21 protein-coding genes are annotated in these 23747 nt (G+C 45.8%); 12 read left to right on the top strand and 9 right to left on the bottom strand.

Features of this window, described 5'->3' with window-relative positions; genetic code table 11:
* Positions 1-122: 122 nt before the first annotated feature.
* Complete coding sequence (locus AB4589_RS05885) at positions 123-914, bottom strand: sporulation protein (protein ID WP_009848102.1); 792 nt, start codon at positions 912-914, stop codon at positions 123-125.
* A gap of 283 nt (positions 915-1197) precedes the next feature.
* Between AB4589_RS05885 and AB4589_RS05880 the strand changes: the two genes are divergently transcribed.
* The 6 genes from AB4589_RS05880 (at position 1198) to AB4589_RS05855 (ending at position 6312) form a co-directional block, all read left to right on the top strand.
* Positions 1198-1365: a hypothetical protein gene (locus AB4589_RS05880; protein WP_012605092.1), complete on the top strand. Its 168-nt coding sequence runs from the start codon at positions 1198-1200 to the stop codon at positions 1363-1365.
* 131 nt (positions 1366-1496) lie between these two features.
* On the top strand, positions 1497-1760 hold the full coding sequence (locus AB4589_RS05875; RefSeq protein ID WP_009848104.1) for a YihD family protein: 264 nt from the start codon (positions 1497-1499) through the stop codon (positions 1758-1760).
* Positions 1761-2086: 326 nt separating this feature from the next.
* Positions 2087-3505: a cytochrome c oxidase accessory protein CcoG gene (gene ccoG, locus AB4589_RS05870; RefSeq protein WP_009848106.1), complete on the top strand. Its 1419-nt coding sequence runs from the start codon at positions 2087-2089 to the stop codon at positions 3503-3505.
* A gap of 74 nt (positions 3506-3579) precedes the next feature.
* Positions 3580-4566 carry a serine/threonine protein kinase gene (locus tag AB4589_RS05865; RefSeq protein ID WP_009848107.1) on the top strand — a complete coding sequence of 329 codons (987 nt, stop codon included), beginning with the start codon at positions 3580-3582 and terminating at the stop codon, positions 4564-4566.
* A 53-nt stretch (positions 4567-4619) separates the two neighbouring features.
* Positions 4620-5219, top strand: coding sequence for a thiol:disulfide interchange protein DsbA/DsbL (locus AB4589_RS05860; protein WP_009848108.1), 600 nt, complete (start codon positions 4620-4622; stop codon positions 5217-5219).
* 139 nt (positions 5220-5358) lie between these two features.
* Positions 5359-6312, top strand: a complete 954-nt coding sequence (locus AB4589_RS05855) for a DUF2860 domain-containing protein (protein ID WP_372099728.1) — start codon at positions 5359-5361, stop codon at positions 6310-6312.
* 126 nt (positions 6313-6438) lie between these two features.
* On the opposite strand, the gene AB4589_RS05850 is transcribed toward AB4589_RS05855, so the two are convergent.
* Positions 6439-7962 carry a YifB family Mg chelatase-like AAA ATPase gene (locus AB4589_RS05850; RefSeq protein WP_372099726.1) on the bottom strand — a complete coding sequence of 508 codons (1524 nt, stop codon included), beginning with the start codon at positions 7960-7962 and terminating at the stop codon, positions 6439-6441.
* Positions 7963-8433: 471 nt separating this feature from the next.
* Between AB4589_RS05850 and ilvG the strand changes: the two genes are divergently transcribed.
* The 5 genes from ilvG to ilvA are packed head-to-tail and all read left to right on the top strand — an operon-like array spanning position 8434 to position 14769.
* Positions 8434-10080, top strand: a complete 1647-nt coding sequence (gene ilvG, locus AB4589_RS05845) for an acetolactate synthase 2 catalytic subunit (RefSeq protein ID WP_372099724.1) — start codon at positions 8434-8436, stop codon at positions 10078-10080.
* A gap of 1 nt (position 10081) precedes the next feature.
* Positions 10082-10366, top strand: coding sequence for an acetolactate synthase 2 small subunit (ilvM, locus tag AB4589_RS05840; protein WP_009848112.1), 285 nt, complete (start codon positions 10082-10084; stop codon positions 10364-10366).
* A 12-nt stretch (positions 10367-10378) separates the two neighbouring features.
* Positions 10379-11347: a branched-chain amino acid transaminase gene (locus tag AB4589_RS05835; protein WP_371695396.1), complete on the top strand. Its 969-nt coding sequence runs from the start codon at positions 10379-10381 to the stop codon at positions 11345-11347.
* A 33-nt stretch (positions 11348-11380) separates the two neighbouring features.
* Positions 11381-13222 (top strand): dihydroxy-acid dehydratase, encoded by a 1842-nt coding sequence (ilvD, locus tag AB4589_RS05830; protein WP_009848114.1) that lies wholly within the window; start codon positions 11381-11383, stop codon positions 13220-13222.
* A 2-nt stretch (positions 13223-13224) separates the two neighbouring features.
* Positions 13225-14769 carry a threonine ammonia-lyase, biosynthetic gene (gene ilvA, locus AB4589_RS05825; protein ID WP_372099722.1) on the top strand — a complete coding sequence of 515 codons (1545 nt, stop codon included), beginning with the start codon at positions 13225-13227 and terminating at the stop codon, positions 14767-14769.
* 100 nt (positions 14770-14869) lie between these two features.
* Here ilvA and punR read toward each other — a convergent pair whose 3' ends face one another.
* On the bottom strand, positions 14870-15784 hold the full coding sequence (gene punR, locus AB4589_RS05820) for a DNA-binding transcriptional activator PunR (RefSeq protein WP_012605101.1): 915 nt from the start codon (positions 15782-15784) through the stop codon (positions 14870-14872).
* A gap of 163 nt (positions 15785-15947) precedes the next feature.
* Between punR and punC the strand changes: the two genes are divergently transcribed.
* Entirely contained in the window at positions 15948-17171 is a 1224-nt protein-coding gene (gene punC, locus AB4589_RS05815) for a purine nucleoside transporter PunC (RefSeq protein WP_372099720.1), read from the top strand.
* Between the two features lie 111 nt (positions 17172-17282).
* Here the strand turns inward: punC and glmU are convergent, their stop codons facing one another.
* The 6 genes from glmU to atpH form a co-directional block, all read right to left on the bottom strand.
* Positions 17283-18644: a bifunctional UDP-N-acetylglucosamine diphosphorylase/glucosamine-1-phosphate N-acetyltransferase GlmU gene (glmU, locus tag AB4589_RS05810; RefSeq protein ID WP_029223764.1), complete on the bottom strand. Its 1362-nt coding sequence runs from the start codon at positions 18642-18644 to the stop codon at positions 17283-17285.
* Positions 18645-18850: 206 nt separating this feature from the next.
* A complete protein-coding gene (locus tag AB4589_RS05805) occupies positions 18851-19273 on the bottom strand; it encodes a F0F1 ATP synthase subunit epsilon (protein ID WP_004735742.1) in 423 nt (140 codons plus the stop codon).
* Positions 19274-19291: 18 nt separating this feature from the next.
* Positions 19292-20695: a F0F1 ATP synthase subunit beta gene (atpD, locus tag AB4589_RS05800; protein WP_009848119.1), complete on the bottom strand. Its 1404-nt coding sequence runs from the start codon at positions 20693-20695 to the stop codon at positions 19292-19294.
* Between the two features lie 34 nt (positions 20696-20729).
* Positions 20730-21596 (bottom strand): F0F1 ATP synthase subunit gamma, encoded by an 867-nt coding sequence (gene atpG / locus AB4589_RS05795; RefSeq protein ID WP_009848120.1) that lies wholly within the window; start codon positions 21594-21596, stop codon positions 20730-20732.
* Positions 21597-21644: 48 nt separating this feature from the next.
* A complete protein-coding gene (atpA, locus tag AB4589_RS05790) occupies positions 21645-23186 on the bottom strand; it encodes a F0F1 ATP synthase subunit alpha (protein ID WP_009848121.1) in 1542 nt (513 codons plus the stop codon).
* 13 nt (positions 23187-23199) lie between these two features.
* Positions 23200-23733 (bottom strand): F0F1 ATP synthase subunit delta, encoded by a 534-nt coding sequence (gene atpH, locus AB4589_RS05785; protein WP_009848122.1) that lies wholly within the window; start codon positions 23731-23733, stop codon positions 23200-23202.
* Between the last annotated feature and the right edge of the window lie 14 nt (positions 23734-23747).

The following is a 23747-nucleotide window of genomic DNA, read 5'->3' as shown; positions in this document are numbered from 1 at the left end:
TTACACGTGTAAGCTTAAATTTTTATGACACCTTTTATGACATTAATGACGCCTGAAATATGTAATGAGGCTAAAACATCCAAAACTAAATAACCAAAGAGTTAATTAAAGGGTTATAGGAACTAAGAGGCGTTATCTAGATATTCAAGTACCATCTTGCCAGCATCTTGTGGTGAGGTATCCAGTGGCACACTCAATTGACGCTGTAGCTTACCAACGCCTAGCAAGCTAGCTAACATGCCTTTTGCACCATCGCGATTTCTATCAATCTCGAACCACAACTTCAGCTCTGTTTCATCACGATGAGCCACCACTTCCAATTCACGCCAACGGCCATGATAAGGACCCGTCGTCGGCACAAACTCAAACTCTTGTACAAACGGCAGTTCAAAGCCTTTGACCGCTTCACATTCCACTTGACGAATACGCAGGCCTTGAGCTTCAAGCTCGTTAAAAATACCATCGAGCAGTGGGTCGGGACGAACCGTTAAGGTGTCTTTATCCGATGGGTCAATCGCCATCGCAATATCCAACCCGGTTTCCAGCCATACCTTTGAATCACCAATCGTAACCGGTGTGTTCAGTGGCACATCAAACTCACATTCAAAGTCACGGGTTTCACCCGGTTGAATCACAAAGGCATACGGCAAGCTCCATTTTGCCAGCGAGTATGTCTGGTGCATTCGGCGTTTATGACCGCCCTCTTGCCCTTGCGAGTTCGCGGTAACTTCTTTGACGTAGCGACAGCATAAGTTGAGATCAATGTTATCGATCTCCTGCGGCTGAGCACCTCCGTAGACATGTACAATAATGCTCGCCTTCTTACCTGGATAAAGCACTTCCTGTTGCAATACAGAATCCACCTTGGCAGATCCAATTCCAAAACTTGCTAACGTTTTCTTTAAGAACGACATATGCACCTCCTTTAAAACATCATCTTAAGCCTGAAAGAGGTTCAAACTCAAATATACTGCTCACACTATTTTAGCTCTAATATCGTTTAATTATCACTCAGGCGTCGATCGATAACTTAGATAGTGATAATCTAACCCTTGATATGCATGCATATCATTATCCTGATTTATTTTTCGGATTGGCGAAAGCCAGACGAGTGACGCTTCAAGCAATTGAGGCGGAGCTCATGATAAATCAGGCCATTAGATTGGCAATGGATATGCCTGACCGTTAGGTAAATTAATGCGCCCAACAGCTGTCAGGTTCTCGCACACCAACCGTAGTGCGATGCGTCGTCGTAGTGGCTTTGTTGCTGCTCCAACGGCTAAGAAATTGGCTCCTACAATGACTCTCGTTGAGAAGGCTGCTTTATTAGCACCGGCTACAACAAAAGTGATTAAAGCCGCTTAACAAAAAGCGCAGTTTTTACTGCGCTTTTTTCTTGCCCGCTCCCATCTTGAAATGTGTTTACACATTGGTATTCCCTACCCGATTTGATACCTTAGCCACAAATCATTATAAAATTTGTGGAGAAATAAAGTATGAAGTGTCACCGCATTGAAGAACTGCTTGAACTGATGGAGCCTGAGTGGCAGAAAGATCAAGAGCTTAACCTGTTAGAGTTCATCATTAAGCTATCAAAAGAAGCGGGCTATCAAGGTAAGCTTGAAGAGCTCACTGACGATGTTCTTATCTACCATCTAAAAATGCGTAATAGCGAAAAAGATGAAATGATCCCAGGCCTTAAAAAAGACCAAGAAGATGATTTCAAAACCGCAATTCTAAAAGCGCGTGGCCTTCTTTAGTCGCCTATTTATTTAGAACTCAATTGCCGTATAGATAAAACACTCAATGTTTAAAAGCGACCACTCGGTCGCTTTTTTGTTTCTGTTCGCTATTTTTTCGTCACAACTGTTATGACTTTTGTTGTTAAAGGTTGATAGCGTTAAAGAAATGAGAACAAGATTGTCGCTATAATCGCCATCCATAAGAATCTTCTAAAATAATAAGAGTGAGTGCGATACCAACAAATGCACCAAGCTCAATTTCTACAGGTTCTCTAAACCATACTTTCAAGTAATGTCGTCATGCCCGAGTTAACCGGGCAAACAAGCCACAAAAAGGATAGTCCATGAGTCAGGATAAAATCGATATCAAAGATGTGACTCCTAAAACCTTTAACCCAAAAACACATAAAGGTAATGGAGATCGATTTAACCCAAGTAACCGAATCTATGTTCGAGAAAGCAAAGGTAAATTCCAACAACTGCGCCGTTATGGCGGTTGGTTCTTACTTTTACTTTTTGCGCTTATCCCATGGATCCCATTTGGTGAGCGACAAGCGATCTTGCTCGATATCGGCAGCCAACAGTTCAACTTCTTTGGTACAACCCTATACCCACAAGATCTAACGCTACTCGCCATCCTATTTATGATTGCTGCTTTTGGCTTATTCTTCATAACCACCTTCTTAGGGCGAGTCTGGTGTGGCTACCTGTGTCCACAAACCGTCTGGACCTTCATGTACATCTGGTTCGAAGAGAAACTGGAAGGTGCTGCCAATAAGCGAAGAAAGCAAGACTCAGGCAAACTGACGAGCAATTTAATTCTCAGAAAAACCATCAAGCACATCGCGTGGTGGGCGATTGCGATTGCGACGGGCTTAACCTTTGTCGGTTACTTCATCCCAATCAAAGAGCTGGTGGTTGGCTTCTTTACCTTTAACTCGACTTTCTGGCCGGTGTTTTGGGTATTGTTCTTTGCTGGGTGTACTTATGCGAATGCAGGATGGATGCGTTCTATTGTTTGTCTGCACATGTGTCCTTACGCGCGTTTCCAATCGGCAATGTTCGATAAAGATACCTTCATCGTGGGTTACGACACTGAACGAGGTGAAAGCCGCGGCCCTCGCTCTCGTAAAGCCGATCCAAAAGAACTTGGTCTAGGCGACTGTATTGACTGTAATTTATGTGTTCAAGTGTGCCCAACGGGTATCGATATCCGTGACGGCCTACAATACGAGTGTATTAACTGTGGCGCGTGTATTGATGCTTGTGACAACACCATGGAACGTATGGGTTATGAGAAAGGTCTGATCAACTACACCACCGAACATAGGCTTGAGGGGCACTCAACCAAGGTGATGCGTCCTAAGCTCTTGGGCTATGGCGTAATACTGATCGTTATGTTGGGGCTGTTTTTCGCACAAATCGCGAGTGTTGATCCTGCAGGCTTAAGCGTTCTGCGCGATAGAAACCAACTATTTAGAATCAATAGCCAAGGGCTTGTCGAAAATACTTACAACTTGAAAGTCATCAACAAGACTCAGCAAGAGCAAGAGTACAAACTTGATGTCAGCGGGCTACCGGATTCTATCTGGTACGGTAAACAAAAGATTACCGTAGACCCAGGTGAGGTTTTAAACCTTCCTATCAGTTTGGGCGTCGATCCAGAAAAACTGAGCTCACCAGTTTCGACAATTCAGTTTATACTCTCGGATAATGAAGAGTTTACGATGAAAGTCGAAAGCCGCTTTATCAAGAAGCTCTGATACCAGTCACCTTAGTGCTAGGTATAACAACCCAATAAATGGAAAAAGGCTCAGTAATGAGCCTTTTTTATTCTATGACGATGCAAGCCTTTAACTTTGATAACCTGACTCCCGACTTCATGTGGTACGCACTGGAGAGTATTGGAGTCCGTGCTGAATCCGGGCTTCTCGCTCTCAACAGTTACGAAAATCGAGTGTATCAATTCACCGATGAAGACCGTAAACGCTACGTCGTTAAGTTTTATCGTCCGCAGCGCTGGAACAAAGCACAGATCCAAGAAGAGCATGACTTCGCACTCGAGCTTATCGAACAAGAGATGCCAGTTGCACCTCCAATGCGAATCAATGGCGCAACCTTACATGAATATCAAGGCTACCTATTTGCCTTATTTGAAAGTGTTGGTGGCAGACAGTACGAAGTCGACAATCTAGACCAATTGGAAGGCGTTGGACGTTTTCTTGGGCGTATTCATAAAGCCAGCGCAGGAAGAACATTCCAGCATCGCCCGACCATCAGCTTAGACGAATACCTTTATCAACCACGTAAAATTCTAGAGAACTCTCAGTTTATCCCGACACACCTAGAGAACGCGTTCTTCAATGATGTCGACCTTCTGATCAAAGAGCTAGAGAGCCAGTGGCCAAGCAATATTGAAAATATCCGCCTGCATGGTGACTGCCACCCTGGCAATATCTTATGGCGTGACGGGCCAATGTTCGTCGATCTTGATGACGCACGTAACGGCCCTGCGATACAAGATTTGTGGATGCTGCTTAACGGCGAGCGTCAAGATAAGCTAATGCAACTGGATATTCTGCTAGAGAGCTATCAAGAATTTTGCGATTTTAATACCGCGCAACTGAAACTAATCGAACCACTACGCGGTCTACGTATGGTGCATTACATGGCATGGTTGGCGAAACGATGGAACGATCCTGCATTTCCTCTAGCCTTCCCATGGTTTAATGATCCAAAATATTGGGAGCAACAAGTACTTGCTTGTAAAGAGCAAATTGCTACCTTGCAAGAGCCACCACTTTCGTTAATGCCTCAGTGGTAACAGCAATCGCAACACAACTAGATAAAAATTCAAACATAATGGAGATTGGATAAATGAAAAAGCTATTCGCATTTTTCTCATTGATCATGTTGAGCCTTTCAGCTCACGCTGCGAAATTTAACGAAGGTGAACACTACAAAGTTCTCGATCTAGAAGCATCAAAAAAACCAATGGTGACAGAGTTCTTCTCTTTCTACTGCCCACACTGTAATAGCTTTGAACCAATCATCCAGCAGCTAAAACAACAGCTACCAAAAGACGCTAAGCTACAGAAGAACCATGTTTCATTCATGGGTGGCAACATGGGTCTGCCAATGAGCAAAGCTTACGCAACCATGATTGCCCTGAAAGTTGAAGATAAAATGGTGCCAGTGATGTTTAACCGTATCCACACCATGAACAAGCCACCACGCGATGAAGAAGAATTGCGTCAAATCTTTCTAGACGAAGGCGTTGATGCTAAGAAATTCGATGCGGCATACAACGGCTTTGCAGTCGACTCTATGGTTCGCCGCTTCGACAAAGCATTCAAAGACAGCGGTCTTTCTGGTGTTCCTGCGGTCGTCGTTAACAACCGCTACCTAGTCGACGCTCAAGGTATCAGCTCTCTCGATGAATACTTCGAGCTCGTTAACTTCCTACTTAAGAAGTAACGTATTGATTAAAGGAAGCTTCGGCTTCCTTTTTTGCACTAGTTCAAAAATATTCATTGATAAACAATCATCCTGAAAACGTTGTGCTTTACTGATATTAATATCCAGTCCTAAGAACTGGTAGGCAAGGAGCCTTTGAATGAAAATAAAAATAACGCTTTTGGCACTGAGCATTGCAGCCTCTCCTGCTTTTGCCAAGCTTGCAGACGAACAAGGTTTCAGTGGTGAAATATCGATTAATACAGGGGTTACCTCTTCCACCTCAAACTTTAATACCGATGCAGATAGCACCATTTCGTCCATTAACCAGAAAGCCTCATCTGAGAGCTCATTTCTTATCGCTCCTTTGGGTAGTATTGCTTACACCTTTGGCGAAAAATTAAATCACCAGGTATACACAGGTACCACTCGTGATGACGTAGCAACAGGTACTGTCGTGCTGGAGGTTGGTTATAAATACCAACTAGAGTCAGGCATGACCATCGACGCTTCACTTTTGCCGACTATCATGTCAGGTGAGACTTGGGCCGATCCGTACAACACCACTTCAGGTCGCACCAAAACGGATGAAACAGGCAATGCCTTTCGTGTGAAACTAAGTAGCATTGTGGGGTCTGCTTTCTCGTTAGACATGGCCTACGCCACCAAAGATGTGGAAGATGATCGGGTTAGAGAAGAATTACAGCGTGATGCCAATACTTTCTACCTGAAAGGTCAGTACCGTCAACCAATCAACCGCACCATGATGTTAGTACCATCATTGATTTACCAATCAAGTTCTGCCGATGGCAAAGCTGCCTCTTATGAACAGTTTGGCGGTGAAGTGAGTTTGTTTGGCGGTATGGGTCGTCACCAATACGCACTAACAGCGGGCTATAACCAACGCTCTTACGATGCAAGCAACCCTATCTACAGCAAGAAGCGCAGCGACGACAACATCAACCTATTTGCCGCGTATGAATATGATCAATTCATGGACTGGGAAAACTGGTCGTTTGTTTCGCTTGCGGGCTACGGCACCAGCGACTCGAACATTACCTTCTACGATGAATCACAATACATCGTCTCAGTTGGCTTGAACTACAAGTTCTAGTTAGGCATCACTGCTCGCTAATAACCATTAGTTCATAACAAGAAAGCCTGCGTAAAAAGCAGGCTTTCTTGTTTTTATACCAATCACAGTAAATAAATGACCCGTTGTTTACTACGATAGGTATGACTACACCGCTTGAGCCGAGAGTTGTTTCAACAGTCGATCCATCGCTCGATAACCAAGAGCCTCTGATAAATGCTTCTTTTCAATCTGCGCATTACCCTCTAGGTCCGCAATAGTTCGTGCTACCTTGATGATTCGATGATAAGCACGAATCGATAAGCCCAGTCGATGCAGTGCCGTTTCTAAAAACTCCGCATCCTCGCGTCGCAATGGGCAATACTTTTCAATTTCTCGGCTGCCTAACAGTGCGTTCGACTTATGGTTTCGAGATAACATCAACTGACGCGCTTGTTTGACTCTTTGCTTTACCACTTGAGTGGTTTCACCACGGTCACCACCTTCGGCTAACATCCCTTTAGGCAACAGAGGGATCTCTAACGACATATCAAATCTATCCAGTAATGGCCCCGATAATCGATTGAGATAGCGTAATATAATCTGCGGATTAGCGCGTGCTTGATTGCCTTCGTAATAGCCAGTCGGGCTTGGGTTCAGCGCACCCACTAATTGAAAGCGTGCTGGGAAACGAGTTTTGCCAGCCACGCGTGAAATAATGATCTCACCTGACTCTAGTGGCTCTCGTAGTGAATCAAGTACCTTACGCTCAAACTCTGGCATCTCATCAAGAAACAATAAGCCATTATGTGCTAAAGAGATCTCACCGGGGCGAGGTATCGAGCCACCACCGACCAATGCTGCCATCGAACTCGAATGGTGTGGAGAACGGAAAGGTCGTTGTTTCCAGTTGTATTGATTGATTTCTTGTTGCGTTAAAGAAGCCACCGAAGCGGTTTCCATCGCCTCGTCATCACTCATCTCAGGTAACAAATCGCGCAATCGAGACGCCAGCATGGTTTTTCCAGTTCCGGGTGGGCCAAGAAAAAGTAAGTTGTGATTGCCAGCTGCGGCGATCTCCAATGCGCGCTTACCTTGTTGCTGGCCAATAATATCTTGTAAGTCACGATTATCAGACACATCGACATGACGATGCTCGGTTCTATATAAACCAAGCTGAGCCTGGCCACACATATCAGCGCAAACCTCCAACAAGGTTTGTGCAGATTTATGCGCTCCCTTGCCAACTAAGGCTGCCTGATCACCATTGTGGTGTGGAACCACTAAGCATCGTTCGACACTATCGGCGGCTAACGTCGCTGGCAACACGCCCTTTACTGAACGCAACTCTCCAGACAACGCCAACTCACCGATAAATTCATGTTGAGCTATTTTTGATGTAGGAAGCTGATCTGACGCCACCAAGATTCCAAGCGCGATTGGCAGATCGAAACGTCCTCCCTCTTTGGGTAAATCTGCAGGCGCAAGGTTGACCGTGATTCTTTTCGATGGAAATTCAAAGCGAGAATTGATGATGGCACTCCTTACTCGATCTTTAGATTCCTTAACCGTCGTTTCAGGTAGACCCACCAGCGTAAAACCGGGCATTCCGTTACTAATATGCACTTCCACAGTCACTTCTGGTGCCTCTACACCCACACTAGCTCGGCTATGAATTATTGCGAGTCCCATAACTTTCCTTTGTCTTTGATTTAAAAGTATTCACTCTGGATATTCATTGCTCACCAAAGCGATAAGGTTGTTATATAGCGTGGTGGAATGGTGTTTTAATGTGAAAAAAGAATGACATTTTCCTTGTCATGCAGCAGATTTGTGTGATAACACTAGAGATGTAGACATTTACTTAAGACAATAAACGAGAAAACTCGAACTTTATGACATTTAACGCTCGCATTTACGCACTGATTAACCTGATTATCGTAGTCATTATTGAGACTGCGCGGGGGCGAGTGGGAAAAAAGTAACCACGAATTAGAAAAAACCCCCGCACTGAAAAGTCCGGGGGTTTTTTCTAATTTAGACATTCGATTTTATATTTTGAAACATTTTCGGCTTTGCCGATTTACAGGAAGAATGGGAGCACAAGATGTGCAGAGACAATGGAAACAATTACCAAAACAAAGGTAATACGGAGGAATTACGATGAAAGGCGCAGAACTGGTCGTATCCGCACTCAAGCAACAAGGCATTGAGACCGTATTTGGTTACCCTGGCGGTGCCATCATGCCAATCTACGATGCACTCTATGACGGCGGGGTTGAACATATCCTATGTCGCCATGAGCAAGGCGCTGCAATGGCCGCTATCGGTATGGCTCGAGCAACGCAAGACGTCGCTGTTTGTATGGCAACCTCAGGCCCGGGTGCAACTAACCTAGTCACAGGTCTTGCTGATGCTTTTATGGATTCCATCCCACTCGTAGCTATCACTGGTCAAGTTGCTAGTTCCCACATTGGTACCGATGCATTCCAAGAAATGGATGTGATTGGTATGTCTCTGTCATGTACTAAACACAGCTACCTTGTTACCGATATTGAAGATCTTGCGCCGACATTGGCTGAAGCATTTATCGTTGCAAAAGCAGGACGTCCCGGTCCGGTTATTGTCGATATCGCTAAAGATGTTCAATTAGCAGAGTCCCCTGTGAAAGTTCTTCCTGAATTTACACCACCAGCCATTCCCGTAGTGACAACGGATGCCATTGAGCAAGCTCAGTACTTCTTGTCTCAAGCGACTCGTCCTGTTTTATACGTAGGTGGTGGCGTTCAACTGGCGAAAGCAACCGATGCAGTTCGTGAGTTTTTACGTCTAAATCCAATGCCTGCAGTAAGCACACTAAAAGGCTTAGGCACCATTGAACGTGACGACCCACACTACCTGGGTATGCTGGGTATGCACGGCACCAAAGCCGCTAACCTAGTGGTTCAAGAAAGTGACCTGTTACTTGTTGTTGGCGCTCGTTTTGATGACCGAGTTACTGGTAAGCTCGACACCTTTGCACCGCACGCTAAAGTTATCCATATTGATATCGATGCGGCAGAGTTCAGTAAACTACGTCTTGCCGATGCACCAATTCGTGGTGACATCAACAAGATCATGCCTCAACTGGAGCTAAGCCAAGACATCTCTTCTTGGGTTCATCACTCCGAAGGCCTTCGTAGCTCATTCAAATGGCGTTACGACCACCCTGGCGACCTTATCTTCGCACCTCTGTTGTTGAAACAACTGTCAGACATGATGCCTGCGAGTTCTATGGTTTCGACCGATGTTGGCCAACATCAGATGTGGGCAGCTCAACACATTCAGCCACGCGATCCACAAAACTTCATCACTTCAGCGGGCTTAGGCACTATGGGCTTTGGCCTACCTGCAGCCATGGGTGCATCGGTTGGTCGTCCTAATGACCAATCTATACTTATCTCTGGTGACGGCTCGTTCATGATGAACATTCAAGAGCTTGGTACGCTGAAGCGTCGCCAAATCCCAGTAAAAATGGTGCTGCTTAACAACTCGCGCTTAGGCATGGTTCGCCAATGGCAATCGCTGTTCTTTGATGGCCGACACAGTGAAACCATCTTGGATGACAACCCGGATTTCGTCATGCTAGCGAAAGCATTTGATATCCCGGGCAAAACCATCACGCGTAAAGAAGAAGTAGAACCAGCACTGAAAGAGATGCTAGAGAGCAAAACCGCTTACCTACTTCATGTTCTTATCGATGAAGAAGAGAACGTATGGCCACTAGTACCGCCAGGTGCTTCAAACAGTGAGATGTTGGAGAACACATAACATGAAAAGATACCTATTAGACATCAAAGCCGATGATAAGCCTGTACTACTAGAGCGTGTTCTTCGTGTTATCCGCCACCGTGGCTTTATTGTTAAGCAAGTAGCTGGCACTCAAAACCACGAAAGCAAAGTGGCGAGTGTTGAGATCATTGTCGACAGTGAGCGTCCGATCTCTTTCTTGGTAAACCAAATCGAAAAGCTGTGGGATGTGCGTACCGTTGACGTTATCTCGATAAGCCGTAATGAATTGCCAAACAACAACTTACAACAAAAGATAAACGCATAAGGAACCGCTAACATGACAGCTAAAACAGCAGACTATATTTGGTTTAACGGTGAAATGGTTCCTTGGGCAGAGGCAAACGTTCACGTCCTGACTCACGCAATGCACTACGGTACTTCGGTGTTTGAAGGTGTTCGTTGTTACAACACGCCAAAGGGTCCGGTTATCTTCCGTCACCCAGAGCATGCAAGACGCCTAAAAGACTCAGCGAAAATCTACCGCTTCCCAATTCCTTACACAGAGGAAGAAATTATGGAAGCGACTCGCGAAACGCTACGCCAAAATAAGCTACAGTCTGCGTACATCCGCCCTCTAGGTTTCGTTGGTAACGTTGGTTTGGGTGTCTGCCCGCCAGAAAACACTGAGATGGATCTGATCATCGCTGCTTTCCCTTGGGGTTCTTACCTAGGCGAAGAAGCGCTAGAAAATGGCGTAGATGCGATGATATCAAGCTGGAATCGTGCAGCGCCAAATACCATCCCAACCGCAGCAAAAGCCGGTGGTAACTACCTATCTTCACTACTGGTTGGTGGTGAAGCTCGTCGTCATGGTTACGATGAAGGTATCGCACTGAGTGTCGATGGTTACCTTTCAGAAGGTGCGGGCGAGAACATCTTCGTGATTCGTAATGGCGTGCTATCAACACCACCAGCAACCAGCGCAATTCTGCCGGGTATTACTCGTGATTCGATCATGACGCTAGCAAAAGACATGGGTTACGAAATCCGTGAAGAGAACATTGCTCGTGAAGCGCTATACCTTGCCGATGAAGTATTCATGACAGGCACAGCAGCAGAAATCGTTCCAGTTCGCAGCGTAGACAAAATTACAGTAGGTGAAGGCAAACGCGGTCCTATCACTGAAAAAGTTCAAGCAGCTTACTTTGGTTTATTCAATGGAACCACTGAAGATAAATGGGGCTGGTTAGATTATGTTTACCCAGAACACCAAACTTCAGCAAACCAAACGCAAACAACTAAGTAAGCAACAGCCAAATATTTTATAAGGATTTAAGCAATGCCAATCTATCGTTCAGCAACGACTACCCACGGACGCAACATGGCTGGTGCGCGCGCTTTATGGCGTGCAACTGGCGTTAAAGATGATGATTTCGGTAAGCCAATCATCGCGGTTGTAAACTCTTTCACTCAATTTGTACCAGGCCATGTTCATCTTAAAGACATGGGTCAGCTGGTTGCGGGTGAAATCGAGAAAGCGGGCGGTATCGCTAAAGAATTCAACACCATCGCTGTGGATGATGGTATCGCAATGGGTCACGGCGGTATGCTGTACTCACTACCATCACGAGAGCTTATCGCAGACTCGGTAGAGTACATGGTCAATGCACACTGTGCAGATGCGATGGTGTGTATCTCTAACTGTGACAAAATCACTCCGGGAATGATGATGGCCGCAATGCGCCTTAACATCCCAGTGATCTTTGTATCAGGCGGCCCAATGGAAGCGGGTAAAACCAAGCTTTCAGATCAAATCATCAAGCTCGACCTTGTTGACGCGATGATTCAGGGTGCCGATCCAACCATTTCTGATGAGCAAAGTGAGCAAGTAGAACGTTCTGCATGTCCAACCTGTGGTTCATGTTCAGGTATGTTCACAGCAAACTCAATGAACTGTCTAACAGAAGCACTGGGTCTATCTCAGCCTGGTAACGGTTCTATGCTGGCGACACACGCAGACCGTGAAGAGCTGTTCATCAATGCCGGTAAGCGCATCGTTGATCTAACCAAGCGTTACTACGAGCAAGACGACGAGTCAGCACTGCCACGCAACATCGCAAACCGCGCTGCTTTCGATAATGCGATGGCGCTTGATATCGCAATGGGTGGTTCTAGTAACACCGTTCTTCACCTTTTAGCAGCCGCTCAAGAAGGCGACATTGATTTCGATATGGATGATATCGATGCGATGTCTCGCCGTGTACCACACCTATGTAAAGTGGCACCTTCAACACCGAAGTACCACATGGAAGACGTTCACCGTGCTGGTGGCGTAATGGCTATCCTTGGTGAACTTGACCGTGCAGGTCTATTGAACAACCAAACTCGCACTGTGCTTGGTCTAAGCATGCAAGAGCAACTTGCTCAGTACGACATCATGCAGACAGAAGACGAAGCCGTGCTTAAGTTCTTCCGTGCTGGTCCTGCGGGCATCCGTACAACTAAAGCTTTCTCACAAGATTGCCGTTGGGATCGCCTTGATGACGATCGCAAAGAAGGTTGTATTCGCACTAAAGAAAACGCATTCAGCCAAGAAGGCGGCCTAGCGGTACTTTCAGGTAACATCGCGGTTGATGGTTGTATCGTTAAGACCGCGGGTGTTGATGAAGAAAACCTTAAATTCCAAGGCCCTGCTATCGTATTCGAAAGCCAAGATACGGCAGTAGACGGCATCTTAGCGGGTAAAGTAAAAGCCGGCGAAGTCGTGGTTATTCGTTACGAAGGTCCTAAAGGTGGTCCGGGCATGCAAGAAATGCTCTACCCAACGACTTACTTGAAATCAATGGGCTTAGGCAAGTCATGTGCTCTACTGACTGATGGTCGCTTCTCTGGTGGTACATCAGGTCTGTCTATCGGTCACGCTTCTCCAGAAGCAGCAAGTGGCGGTGTGATTGGTCTAGTGAACACGGGCGATATTATCACTATCGACATCCCTAGCCGCTCAATCACACTTGATGTGCCAGAAGCAGAGCTTGAAGCACGTCGCGTTAAACAAGATGCACTAGGCTGGAAACCAGAAAACCGTCAGCGTGAAGTGTCTTTCGCACTGAAAGCTTATGCAAGCATGGCGACCAGTGCCGACAAAGGCGCTGTACGTGATAAGTCTAAACTTGAGGGCTAACTATGAGTGATGACACCTCCTGTCCCAAAAAACAAAGTGGCGCAGATTATCTGCGCCAGATCCTGAGAGCGCCGGTTTACGAAGCGGCGATTGTGACACCTCTGCAAGATATGCCACGCTTAAGCGCCCGTATCGGTAATCAGGTTCAGCTTAAACGAGAAGACCGTCAGCCGGTGCACTCGTTCAAGCTACGTGGTGCCTACAACATGGTATCAAGCCTTTCTGAACAACAGAAAGCCGCAGGTGTGATTGCTGCATCGGCAGGTAACCATGCTCAAGGTATGGCGCTGTCCGGTTCTAAGCTTGGTATTCAGACCACGATTGTGATGCCAAAAACGACGCCGGATATCAAGGTTGATGCGGTACGCGGATTTGGTGGTAATGTGGTTCTGCACGGCAGTAATTTCGATGAAGCAAAAGCGGAAGCGGAACGCCTATCGGCTGAACATGGCTTCACCTTTGTACCTCCTTTCGATCACCCACTGGTGATTGCAGGGCAAGGTACTATGGGCATGGAGATGCTGCAGCAAAACGGTCACATGGATTATATCTTTGTGCCGGTTGGTGGTGGTGGCTTAGCCGCTGGTGTTGCAGTGCTTATCAAACAACTGATGCCAGAGATTAAAGTGATTGCGGTAGAGCCTGAAGACTCAGCTTGCTTGAAAGCAGCACTGGATGCGGGTGAACCAGTGGTACTGGATCAGGTCAGCATGTTTGCTGATGGTGTTGCGGTTAAACGCATTGGTGAAGAAACCTTCCGTCTTTGCCAACAGTACATTGATGGTCATATTACAGTCTCTAGCGATGAAATCTGCTCTGCGGTAAAGGACATCTTTGAAGACACCCGTGCAATTGCTGAGCCTTCAGGAGCGCTTGCTCTGGCAGGCCTTAAGAAGTTTTCAGAACAAAACCAACTGCAAAATAAGCAACTAGCAACGGTATTGTCTGGTGCGAACACCAACTTCCACGGTCTGCGTTATGTCTCTGAACGTTGTGAATTGGGTGAGAAGCGAGAAGGTCTACTTGCGGTGACTATTCCAGAGCGACAAGGTGCGTTCCTAGAGTTCTGTAACATTATTGGTGGTCGAGCGGTGACTGAGTTTAACTACCGCCACAACGACGAAAGCCTGGCGAATATCTTCGTTGGTGTACGTCTACAAGGTGGACAAGAAGAACTCGAACACATCATCAATGACCTACGTGAGGGCGGCTACCCAGTTGTCGACTTGTCTGATGACGAGATGGCAAAGCTGCACATTCGTTACATGATTGGCGGCAAACCATCGAAACCATTGAAAGAGCGTCTGTACAGCTTTGAGTTCCCTGAATACCCAGGAGCATTGATTAAATTCCTTGATACCTTAGGGACTCACTGGAATATCAGCTTGTTCAACTATCGTAACCATGGTGCTGACTACGGTCGTGTGCTGTGTGGTTTTGAGCTGGGTGATGACGATTTGGCTCAGTTCTCTACGCATTTAGAAGAACTCGGCTACCAATGCAAAGATGAAACCGATAACCCTTCCTACAAGTTCTTCTTGTCTTAAGAGTTAACGACCGAATCAAAAAAGAGCGAGTATTTACTCGCTCTTTTTATTGGTGCTGATTCAGTTCAAGCTTGAAAAGGATCTTCTTGTAAATAGATCATTAGATCGCCTTGCGATGATCCAACCAATCTTGGTGAAGTTGCTCACTCGATCCTAGGTACTTCACCATCCATTCGATCAATTTATGGTTATCGTCTTTTCGCCATACCAAACAACAATGACTCTGCGGGCTTGGCTCGGGCAATATTTTTTCTACCAGCAAACCTTGCTCAATAATAGGTGCGGCGATATGCCTTGGCATGTAACCCACCCCAACACCATTTTTAAGACACTCTATTGCGCTGTACCAGTTAGGTAATAGAAGACGTCTCTGACTTGCATAATGGCCAGTGTGACGCTTAGGCAGCACACTAGAGGTATCATCTAAACAGATCGCTGGGTATTGACTAACAAAGGCTTCATTAAGGTTTTGCTCTCGCACACAAGGATGACTGGGTGACATGACAAATGCCCAATCTAACCGCCCCATATCTTTAACTTCAAAGTCACCACCAACCGGAATCGCCGAGGTTGCACCAATCACGACATCCGCCCTGCCCTGTGCAATGGCTTCCCAAGAGCCGTTAAACACTTCCATGTTAATCTGCAGTTCAGCGAACTCAAAGGTTTGATAAAACTCTTCAATCATCGGCTTCATCTTGTCGAGCTTAACCACGTTATCAAGCGTTAAGCGCAAGGTTTTCTTCCAACCACGCGCAGCTCGGCGAGTCTGGGCACTGAGTTCTTCCATCTGTCTCAGCAGTTGACGAGCCTCTTCAATAAACAACTCACCCGCAGGTGTCAGCTCTACTTTTCTTGGTAAGCGTCTGAAAAGTAGAACATCAAGCTCTTGCTCTACCTGCCTAACCCCATAGCTGATCGCTGAGGGCACTTTGTGCAATTGTTCTGCCGCCGCAGTAAAACTGCCTAAGCGAGCAACAGTATCGAGCATTTCTAAAGAGGATTTAGAGAACATAAGCCTTCAAATTTTTTGATTGATAACCACATATTTTAGCGTTTTATTTTATCAGGTCTGAAAAATAGAATGTCAGCACAAATAAACAGGGGCTTTCACTTCTGTATATCAAACAATTTTTTTGATGATAAAAACATCACTACCTTTAGCTTAATGGCATCTTATGAATATTTCTAAATTTCAATTGGTCTACCTTGCAGTACTTTCAATGCTTGGCTTTATTGCGACCGATATGTACCTTCCTGCATTTAAGGCAATGGAAGTTGATTTCGCAACCGGTCCAGAGCAGATTGCTCTGTCTCTAACTGTATTCCTTGGCGGTATGGCAATGGGTCAGCTTCTTTGGGGTCTGGCGAGTGACAAGTATGGTCACCGCAACACACTAGCGGTTGGTCTTGTTATCTTTACGGCAGCGTCATTCGGCTTGGCATTCAGCACCGAGGTATGGCACCTACTAACACTGCGCTTCATTCAAGCGATCGGTGTGTGTGCGCCTGCGGTAATCTGGCAAGCAATGGTTATCAAGCGTTACTCACAAAGCAGTAGCCAGCAAATTTTTGCTACTATCATGCCTCTAGTAGCGCTATCTCCAGCACTAGCACCTCAACTGGGTGTGTTGCTAGCAAACAGCTTTGGCTGGCACAGTATCTTCATTACATTGACTTTGATGGGCGCACTACTAATTGCAACAACAATGGCTCAACCAAAAGAAGCGCCTGAAGTAAAGCAGACATCGATTAAGACAGACATCAAGATGTTGATAAAATCAAAGCCTTACATGGGTAATGTTTTAATGTTTGCTTCGGCATCTGCAGCGTTCTTCGCTTACCTAACGGGTATGCCAGAGATAATGGCTCAGCTAGGTTATGAAGCAAAAGACATCGGCTTGAGCTTTATCCCACAGACAATCGCGTTCATGGCGGGTGGTTATTTCGGTAAGCAAGCGGTGAAGAAATATGGTGATGGCGTTGTACTAAGAAATCTTATCGGTTTGTTCAGCGTTGCAGCGATGCTTATCTTCATTGCATCACAGTGGGAACTGACGTCAATCTGGCCTCTGCTTGCGCCTTTCTGTTTGATTGCAGTAGCAAACGGTGCACTTTACCCAATAGTAGTAAACCGTGCTCTATCAAGTGCTAAGCAAAGCCCAGCAACAGCTGCTGGCCTACAAAACAGCCTGCAAATCAGTATCAGTGGCCTATCAAGTGCATTGGTCGCGGCAATGGCTAGCCAAGCACTAAGCGCAACGGGTATCGCGGTTGTGATTTGTTTGGGTGCATTGTGGGTTGGCTATATTGTTTCAAACAAAGAGCTTTCTGAACACTTCGCGACACCAGACAACTCTCGAGTGGTCGCTGACGAGAAACAAGACAAGTTTCTAGGTTAAAGAAAACAAAAAAGAGCGAGATTAATCGCTCTTTTTTTATATCTAGATATCTAAGAAAAACCAATAGCAGTGCTATTAGCTCTATCGCAGTCATCTGATTTATAGTTGAGACTACTTTTTCTTAGTCGGACGCTGCCAGTTGGCAATTTTACGTTCTTTCGCACGACTAATAACAAGCTCGTTCTCAGCAACATCACGAGTCACCGTTGAGCCCGCACCGACAGTTGCGCCGTTGCCAATAGTAACAGGTGCGATTAATTGGCTGTCTGAGCCAACAAATACGTCATCGCCAATGATGGTCTTAAACTTGTTCGCGCCATCGTAGTTACAAGTGATAGCACCCGCACCCACATTTACACGTTGACCGATCTCAGCATCACCTAGGTAAGTAAGGTGATTAGCTTTAGAACCCTCACCAAGACGAGTGTTCTTCACTTCAACAAAGTTACCTACATGCGAATTGTTACGCATGTCAGCTCCAGGACGTAAGCGAGTGAATGGACCAACCGTACAGTCTTCACCAATTGTCGCACCTTCGATTACGCTGTATGGGCGAACGATAGTGTTGTCATCAATCTCACAGTCTTTCAATACACAACCGGTGCCGATAACCACGTTATCACCAATGCTTACGCTGCCTTCGATGATAACGTTGGTATCAATCTCAACATCCATACCACACTGCAATTCACCACGTAGATCAAAGCGGCTTGGGTCGCGTAACATTACGCCTTGCTTCAATAGCTTGTCTGCTTGTTCAGCTTGGTAAGCGCGCTCTAGACGAGCCAGTTGTGAGCGGTCGTTCACGCCTTCAACTTCAATTGGACTTACTGGATGTACAGCCTCAACCGCACGCCCTTCATCGTGAGCCGCTGCAATAACGTCAGTCAGGTAGTATTCACCTTGTGCGTTATCGTTGCTTAAGCCAGACAACCAACGCTTCAGATCGCCACCAGTAGCCACCATAACGCCAGTATTAATCTCTTTGATAAGCTTCTGCTCATCGGTTGCATCTTTTTGCTCAACGATAGCGACAACCGGGCCATTGCGACGAATGATACGACCGTAGCCCATCGGGTTGTCTAACACGACCGTTAGTAGTGCGATACCACCGTTTGGTTGAGCGTCTAATAGGTTTTCAATGGTTTCTGGCGAGATAAGCGGAACATCACCGTATAGCACCAATACTTTTTCATCATCAGCAAAATGTGCAGATGCTTGATCTACAGCGTGACCAGTACCTAGCTGCTCAGCTTGCAGTGCCCAATTTACAGATTCTTCAGCTAGAGTAGCCTTCATCTGATCACCACCGTGGCCGTAAACCAGGTTGATATTTTGAGCGCCTAAACCATTACATGTATCGATAACATGCTTCACCATTGGCTTACCCGCAAGCGTGTGCAGAACCTTTGGTGTGTTTGAATACATGCGAGTGCCTTTGCCCGCCGCGAGAATCACTGCGCTAAACTTCATTGTAAACCTATCCAACAGTATTTTTATTAAGCCGATATTGTAACCGTTTTTGGCCAAAAAATTAAATCACAATAACCATTTAACCATTTAACCATTTAACCATTTAACCAGTAGTGATGCTTAAAAGATGCATTTTTCAGAACCTAAAAATGCAAAAAGGCGACCCTTAGGTCGCCTTTATCTCAGAGTCTATAATCTTAAAAAGATTAACGACGCTGCTTTGTCAGTTCGATAACTCGTAACTGAGCAATGGCTTTAGCCAGTTCACCGGCCGCTTGTGCGAAGTCTATGTCGCCATGCTGATTTTGGATATTCTCCACAGCCTTGCGTTTAGCTTCTTCCGCCTTTGCTGCGTCTAGCTCTTCACCACGGATAGCTGTATCAGCCAGTACAGTCGCTGTACCAGGCTGAACTTCTACCATACCACCAGAAACATAAATAATTTCTTCGTGGCCGTGCTGCTTAACAATACGCACCATACCAGGCTTGATAGCGGTCAGCAGTGGAGTGTGACCATGGAAAATACCAAGCTCACCCTCACTACCGGTCACCTGAAACGTCTCAACAAGACCAGAGAAAATTTGTTTCTCGGCACTTACAACGTCTAGGTGAAAGGTTATTGCTGCCATATCGCCTCCTAGTTAGCCTTATAGCTTCTTAGCATTCTCGATAGCTTCGTCAATTGCACCACAGTACATGAACGCTTGCTCTGGAATGTCATCGTATTCACCAGATAGAAGACCTTGGAAGCCACGTAGAGTCTCTTTAAGAGGTACGTAAACGCCTGGGTCACCTGTAAATACTTCCGCTACGTGGTAAGGCTGAGTTAGGAACTTCTCAATCTTACGAGCACGAGATACAACTTGCTTATCTTCTTCAGATAGCTCGTCCATACCTAGGATAGCAATGATATCTTTCAGCTCTTTATAGCGCTGAAGAGTAGACTGAACGCCACGAGCGATGTCGTAGTGTTCTTGTCCAACTACCAATGGATCCAGTTGACGTGAAGTAGAATCTAGCGGGTCGATCGCTGGGTATAGACCCATAGATGCGATGTTACGGTTAAGTACAACCGTTGCATCCAAGTGAGCGAACGTTGTTGCTGGAGACGGGTCAGTCAAGTCATCCGCAGGTACGTATACCGCCTGTACAGACGTGATAGAACCAGCTTTAGTTGACGTGATACGCTCTTGTAGAACACCCATTTCTTCAGCTAGTGTAGGTTGGTAACCTACCGCAGAAGGCATACGACCTAGAAGTGCTGATACTTCAGTACCTGCTAGTGTGTAACGGTAGATGTTATCAACAAACAGTAGAACGTCACGACCTTCGTCACGGAAACGCTCTGCCATTGTTAGACCAGTCAGTGCAACACGTAGACGGTTACCTGGTGGCTCGTTCATCTGGCCGTAAACCATCGCTACTTTTGATTCTTCAGGTTTTTCGATGTTTACAACACCTGCTTCCTGCATCTCAAAGTAGAAATCGTTACCTTCACGAGTACGCTCACCTACACCTGCAAATACAGATAGGCCTGAGTGTTGAAGTGCGATGTTGTTGATAAGTTCCATCATGTTAACGGTCTTACCTACACCAGCACCACCGAATAGACCGATTTTACCACCCTTAGCGAATGGACAAATCAAGTCGATTACTTTAACACCAGTTTCTAGAAGAGCTGTCTCGTTAGACTGCTCTTCGTAGCTTGGAGCTTCACGGTGAATGGCGTAATGCTCTTCAGCACCAATCTCGCCACACTCATCAATCGCGTCACCTAGGACATTCATGATACGACCCAATGTCTTAGTACCTACTGGTACTGAGATTGGAGCGCCAGTATTTTCAACTGTCAAACCACGACGTAAACCATCAGAGCTACCCATTACGATTGCGCGAACTACGCCACCGCCAAGTTGTTGCTGAACTTCAAGAACTAGACGCTCTTTCACTTCATTAACATTCAGAGCATCGTATACACGAGGTACTTCGCCCTGTGGGAACTCTACGTCGACTACCGCACCGATGATCTGTACGATCTTACCTGTAGCCATCGTTAATCCTCTAACTATTTAGTTTTACCTAAGCTTAAACCGCAGCTGCGCCTGAAACGATCTCAGAAAGTTCTTGTGTAATCGCCGATTGACGGGCTTTGTTATACACAAGTTCTAAGTCATCAATAATGTCACCAGCATTATCTGTTGCTGATTTCATTGCAATCATTCGAGCCGCTTGCTCACAAGCAAGGTTCTCGACCACACCTTGGTACACTTGAGATTCGACATAGCGAACCAATAGTGCATCTAGTAGTGGCTTTGGCTCGGGCTCATAAATGTAGTCCCAAGAATGACTGCGTTTCATTTCTTCGCTGTCTGATTTAGGCAAAGGAAGTAATTGATCGATCGTTGGTTCTTGAACCATAGTGTTTTCAAACTTGTTGAACACTACGAACAGGCGATCTAGTTCGCCTTCATCATATTTCTTCAGCATAACGCTCACAGAGCCAATCAAGTCTTCAAGGCTTGGACGATCGCCCAGACCAGAAACTTGAGCTGCTACTTTCGCGCCGCTGTTGTTGAAAAATGCTGTTGCTTTAGAGCCTACAATTGCAAGCTCAACATCAGCACCTTTCTCAGACCAATCTTTCATGTCGTTCATGGCTTTCTTGAACAAGTTAATGTTCAAACCACCACAAAGACCACGGTCTGTAGAAACGATGATGTAACCAACACGTTTGGCTTCACGTTCCTCAAGATAAGGATGCTTATACTCGAGGCTACCATTAGCCAAATGACCGATCACTTTACGCATTGTTTCTGCATATGGACGAGTAGCTTCCATTGCGTCTTGAGAACGACGCATTTTTGAAGCTGCTACCATTTCCATTGCTTTCGTAATCTTCTGTGTGCTTTTAACACTACCGATTTTATTACGTATCTCTTTTGCGCCGGCCATCGTTACTCTCCGTTAATGGTATGAGGTGGCCCTAAGACCACCTACCAATTACCAGGTCTGGGTTGCCTTGAAATCGTCAACAAGCTTCTTCAGCTCAGCTTCGATTTCTTTGTTGAAAGCACCCGTTGCGTCGATCTGTGTTACTAGATCAGCGTATTGACCACGAGCAAACGACAGTAAAGCAGCTTCAAAGTCTAGAACTTTAGAAAGTTCAACGTCTTGAAGGTATCCACGCTCTGCAGCGAAGATTACTAGAGCTTGGTCAAATACAGACATAGGAGCGTATTGCTTCTGCTTCATCAGTTCTGTAACTTTTTGACCGTGGTCTAGCTGCTTCTTAGTCGCTTCATCAAGATCCGAAGAGAACTGAGCAAATGCTGCAAGTTCACGGTATTGAGCTAGAGCAGTACGGATACCGCCAGATAGTTTCTTGATGATTTTAGTCTGCGCCGAACCACCTACACGAGAAACTGAGATACCTGGGTCAACAGCTGGACGTACGCCCGCGTTGAATAGCTCAGTTTGTAGGAAGATCTGACCATCAGTAATCGAGATTACGTTCGTTGGTACGAATGCAGATACGTCACCAGCTTGCGTTTCGATGATAGGAAGAGCTGTTAAAGAACCAGTCTTGCCTGTCACTTCGCCGTTAGTGAATTTTTCTACGTATGCTTCGCTTACACGAGCTGCACGCTCTAGTAGACGAGAGTGAAGGTAGAAAACATCACCTGGGAACGCTTCACGACCTGGTGGACGCTTAAGTAGTAGCGAGATTTGACGGTAAGCGACAGCTTGCTTAGATAGATCATCATAAACAATCAGTGCATCTTCACCGCGATCACGGAAGTATTCGCCCATCGCACATCCAGCATACGGTGCAAGGTATTGCAGCGCTGCAGATTCAGAAGCAGATGCAACAACAACAACAGTGTTTGCTAGTGCGCCGTGCTCTTCTAGTTTGCGAACTACGTTAGCAATAGTCGACGCTTTTTGGCCGATAGCTACGTAGATAGAGAAAATACCAGAATCTTTTTGGTTAATAATCGCATCGATCGCCATTGCTGTTTTACCAGTCTGACGGTCACCGATTACTAGCTCACGTTGACCACGACCGATAGGGATCATTGAGTCAACAGACTTGTAACCAGTTTGAACAGGTTGATCTACCGATTTACGGTCGATTACACCTGGTGCGATAATTTCTACAGGCGAAGTCAATTTAGCTTCGATTGGACCTTTACCATCAATTGGCTCACCTAGCGTGTTTACAACACGACCAAGCATTTCAGGACCTACTGGTACTTCTAGAATACGACCAGTACCTGTAACTTTCATGCCTTCCTGTAGGTCAGCATACGGGCCCATTACAACAGCACCAACCGAATCACGGTTCAAGTTTAGTGCTAGAGCGTAACGGCCACCCGGTAGTTCGATCATTTCACCTTGCATCACGTCCGCTAGGCCGTGGATGCTAAGGATGCCATCGCTTACAGAAACGATAGTACCTTCATTGCGAGCTTCACTAACAACGTCGAAAGATTCAATACGTTGTTTAATTAGATCGCTAATTTCAGTGGAATTAAGTTGCATGCTCCAATCCCCATTAAGACTGCAATGCATCGCTCAGGCGGTCTAAACGACTGCGCGCTGAGTTATCGATGACTAGGTCTCCGGCTCGAATAATAACTCCACTAAGTAGAGTCTCATCTATACTGCAATTCAGCTGAACTTTGCGCGCTAAGCGCTGTTCCAATTTGCTGCTGATCTCTGCACGTTGTTCTTCAGAAAGTTCTACCGCTGAAGTTACTTCAACGTCGATCTCTTTCTCATACTCTTTTTTGAGTATAAAGAACTCTTTACAAACATCAGGAAAAGCCATTAAGCGGCCATTCTCTGCCATCACTTTAATTAAGTTCTGACCGAATTCATCAAATTGTTCGCCACAAATTACAATGAATACTTCAGCTAATTTTTCAGCAGTCATAGAACCGCTTAATAAATTGTGAACATCATCATTTTGTGCCACTTCGGCAGCAAAAGTAAGCATTTGACCCCATTGGTCTAGCTCACCTTTATCTACCGCAAAGTCAAACGCTGCTTTAGCATAGGGGCGTGCGATTGTAGTCAAATCAGACATATACAGCCCCTTGC

This window comes from Vibrio sp. 10N.222.49.A3 (assembly GCF_041475145.1).
Classification (GTDB): domain Bacteria; phylum Pseudomonadota; class Gammaproteobacteria; order Enterobacterales; family Vibrionaceae; genus Vibrio; species Vibrio tasmaniensis_A.
This window is presented reverse-complemented; position numbering and strand designations above follow the sequence as displayed.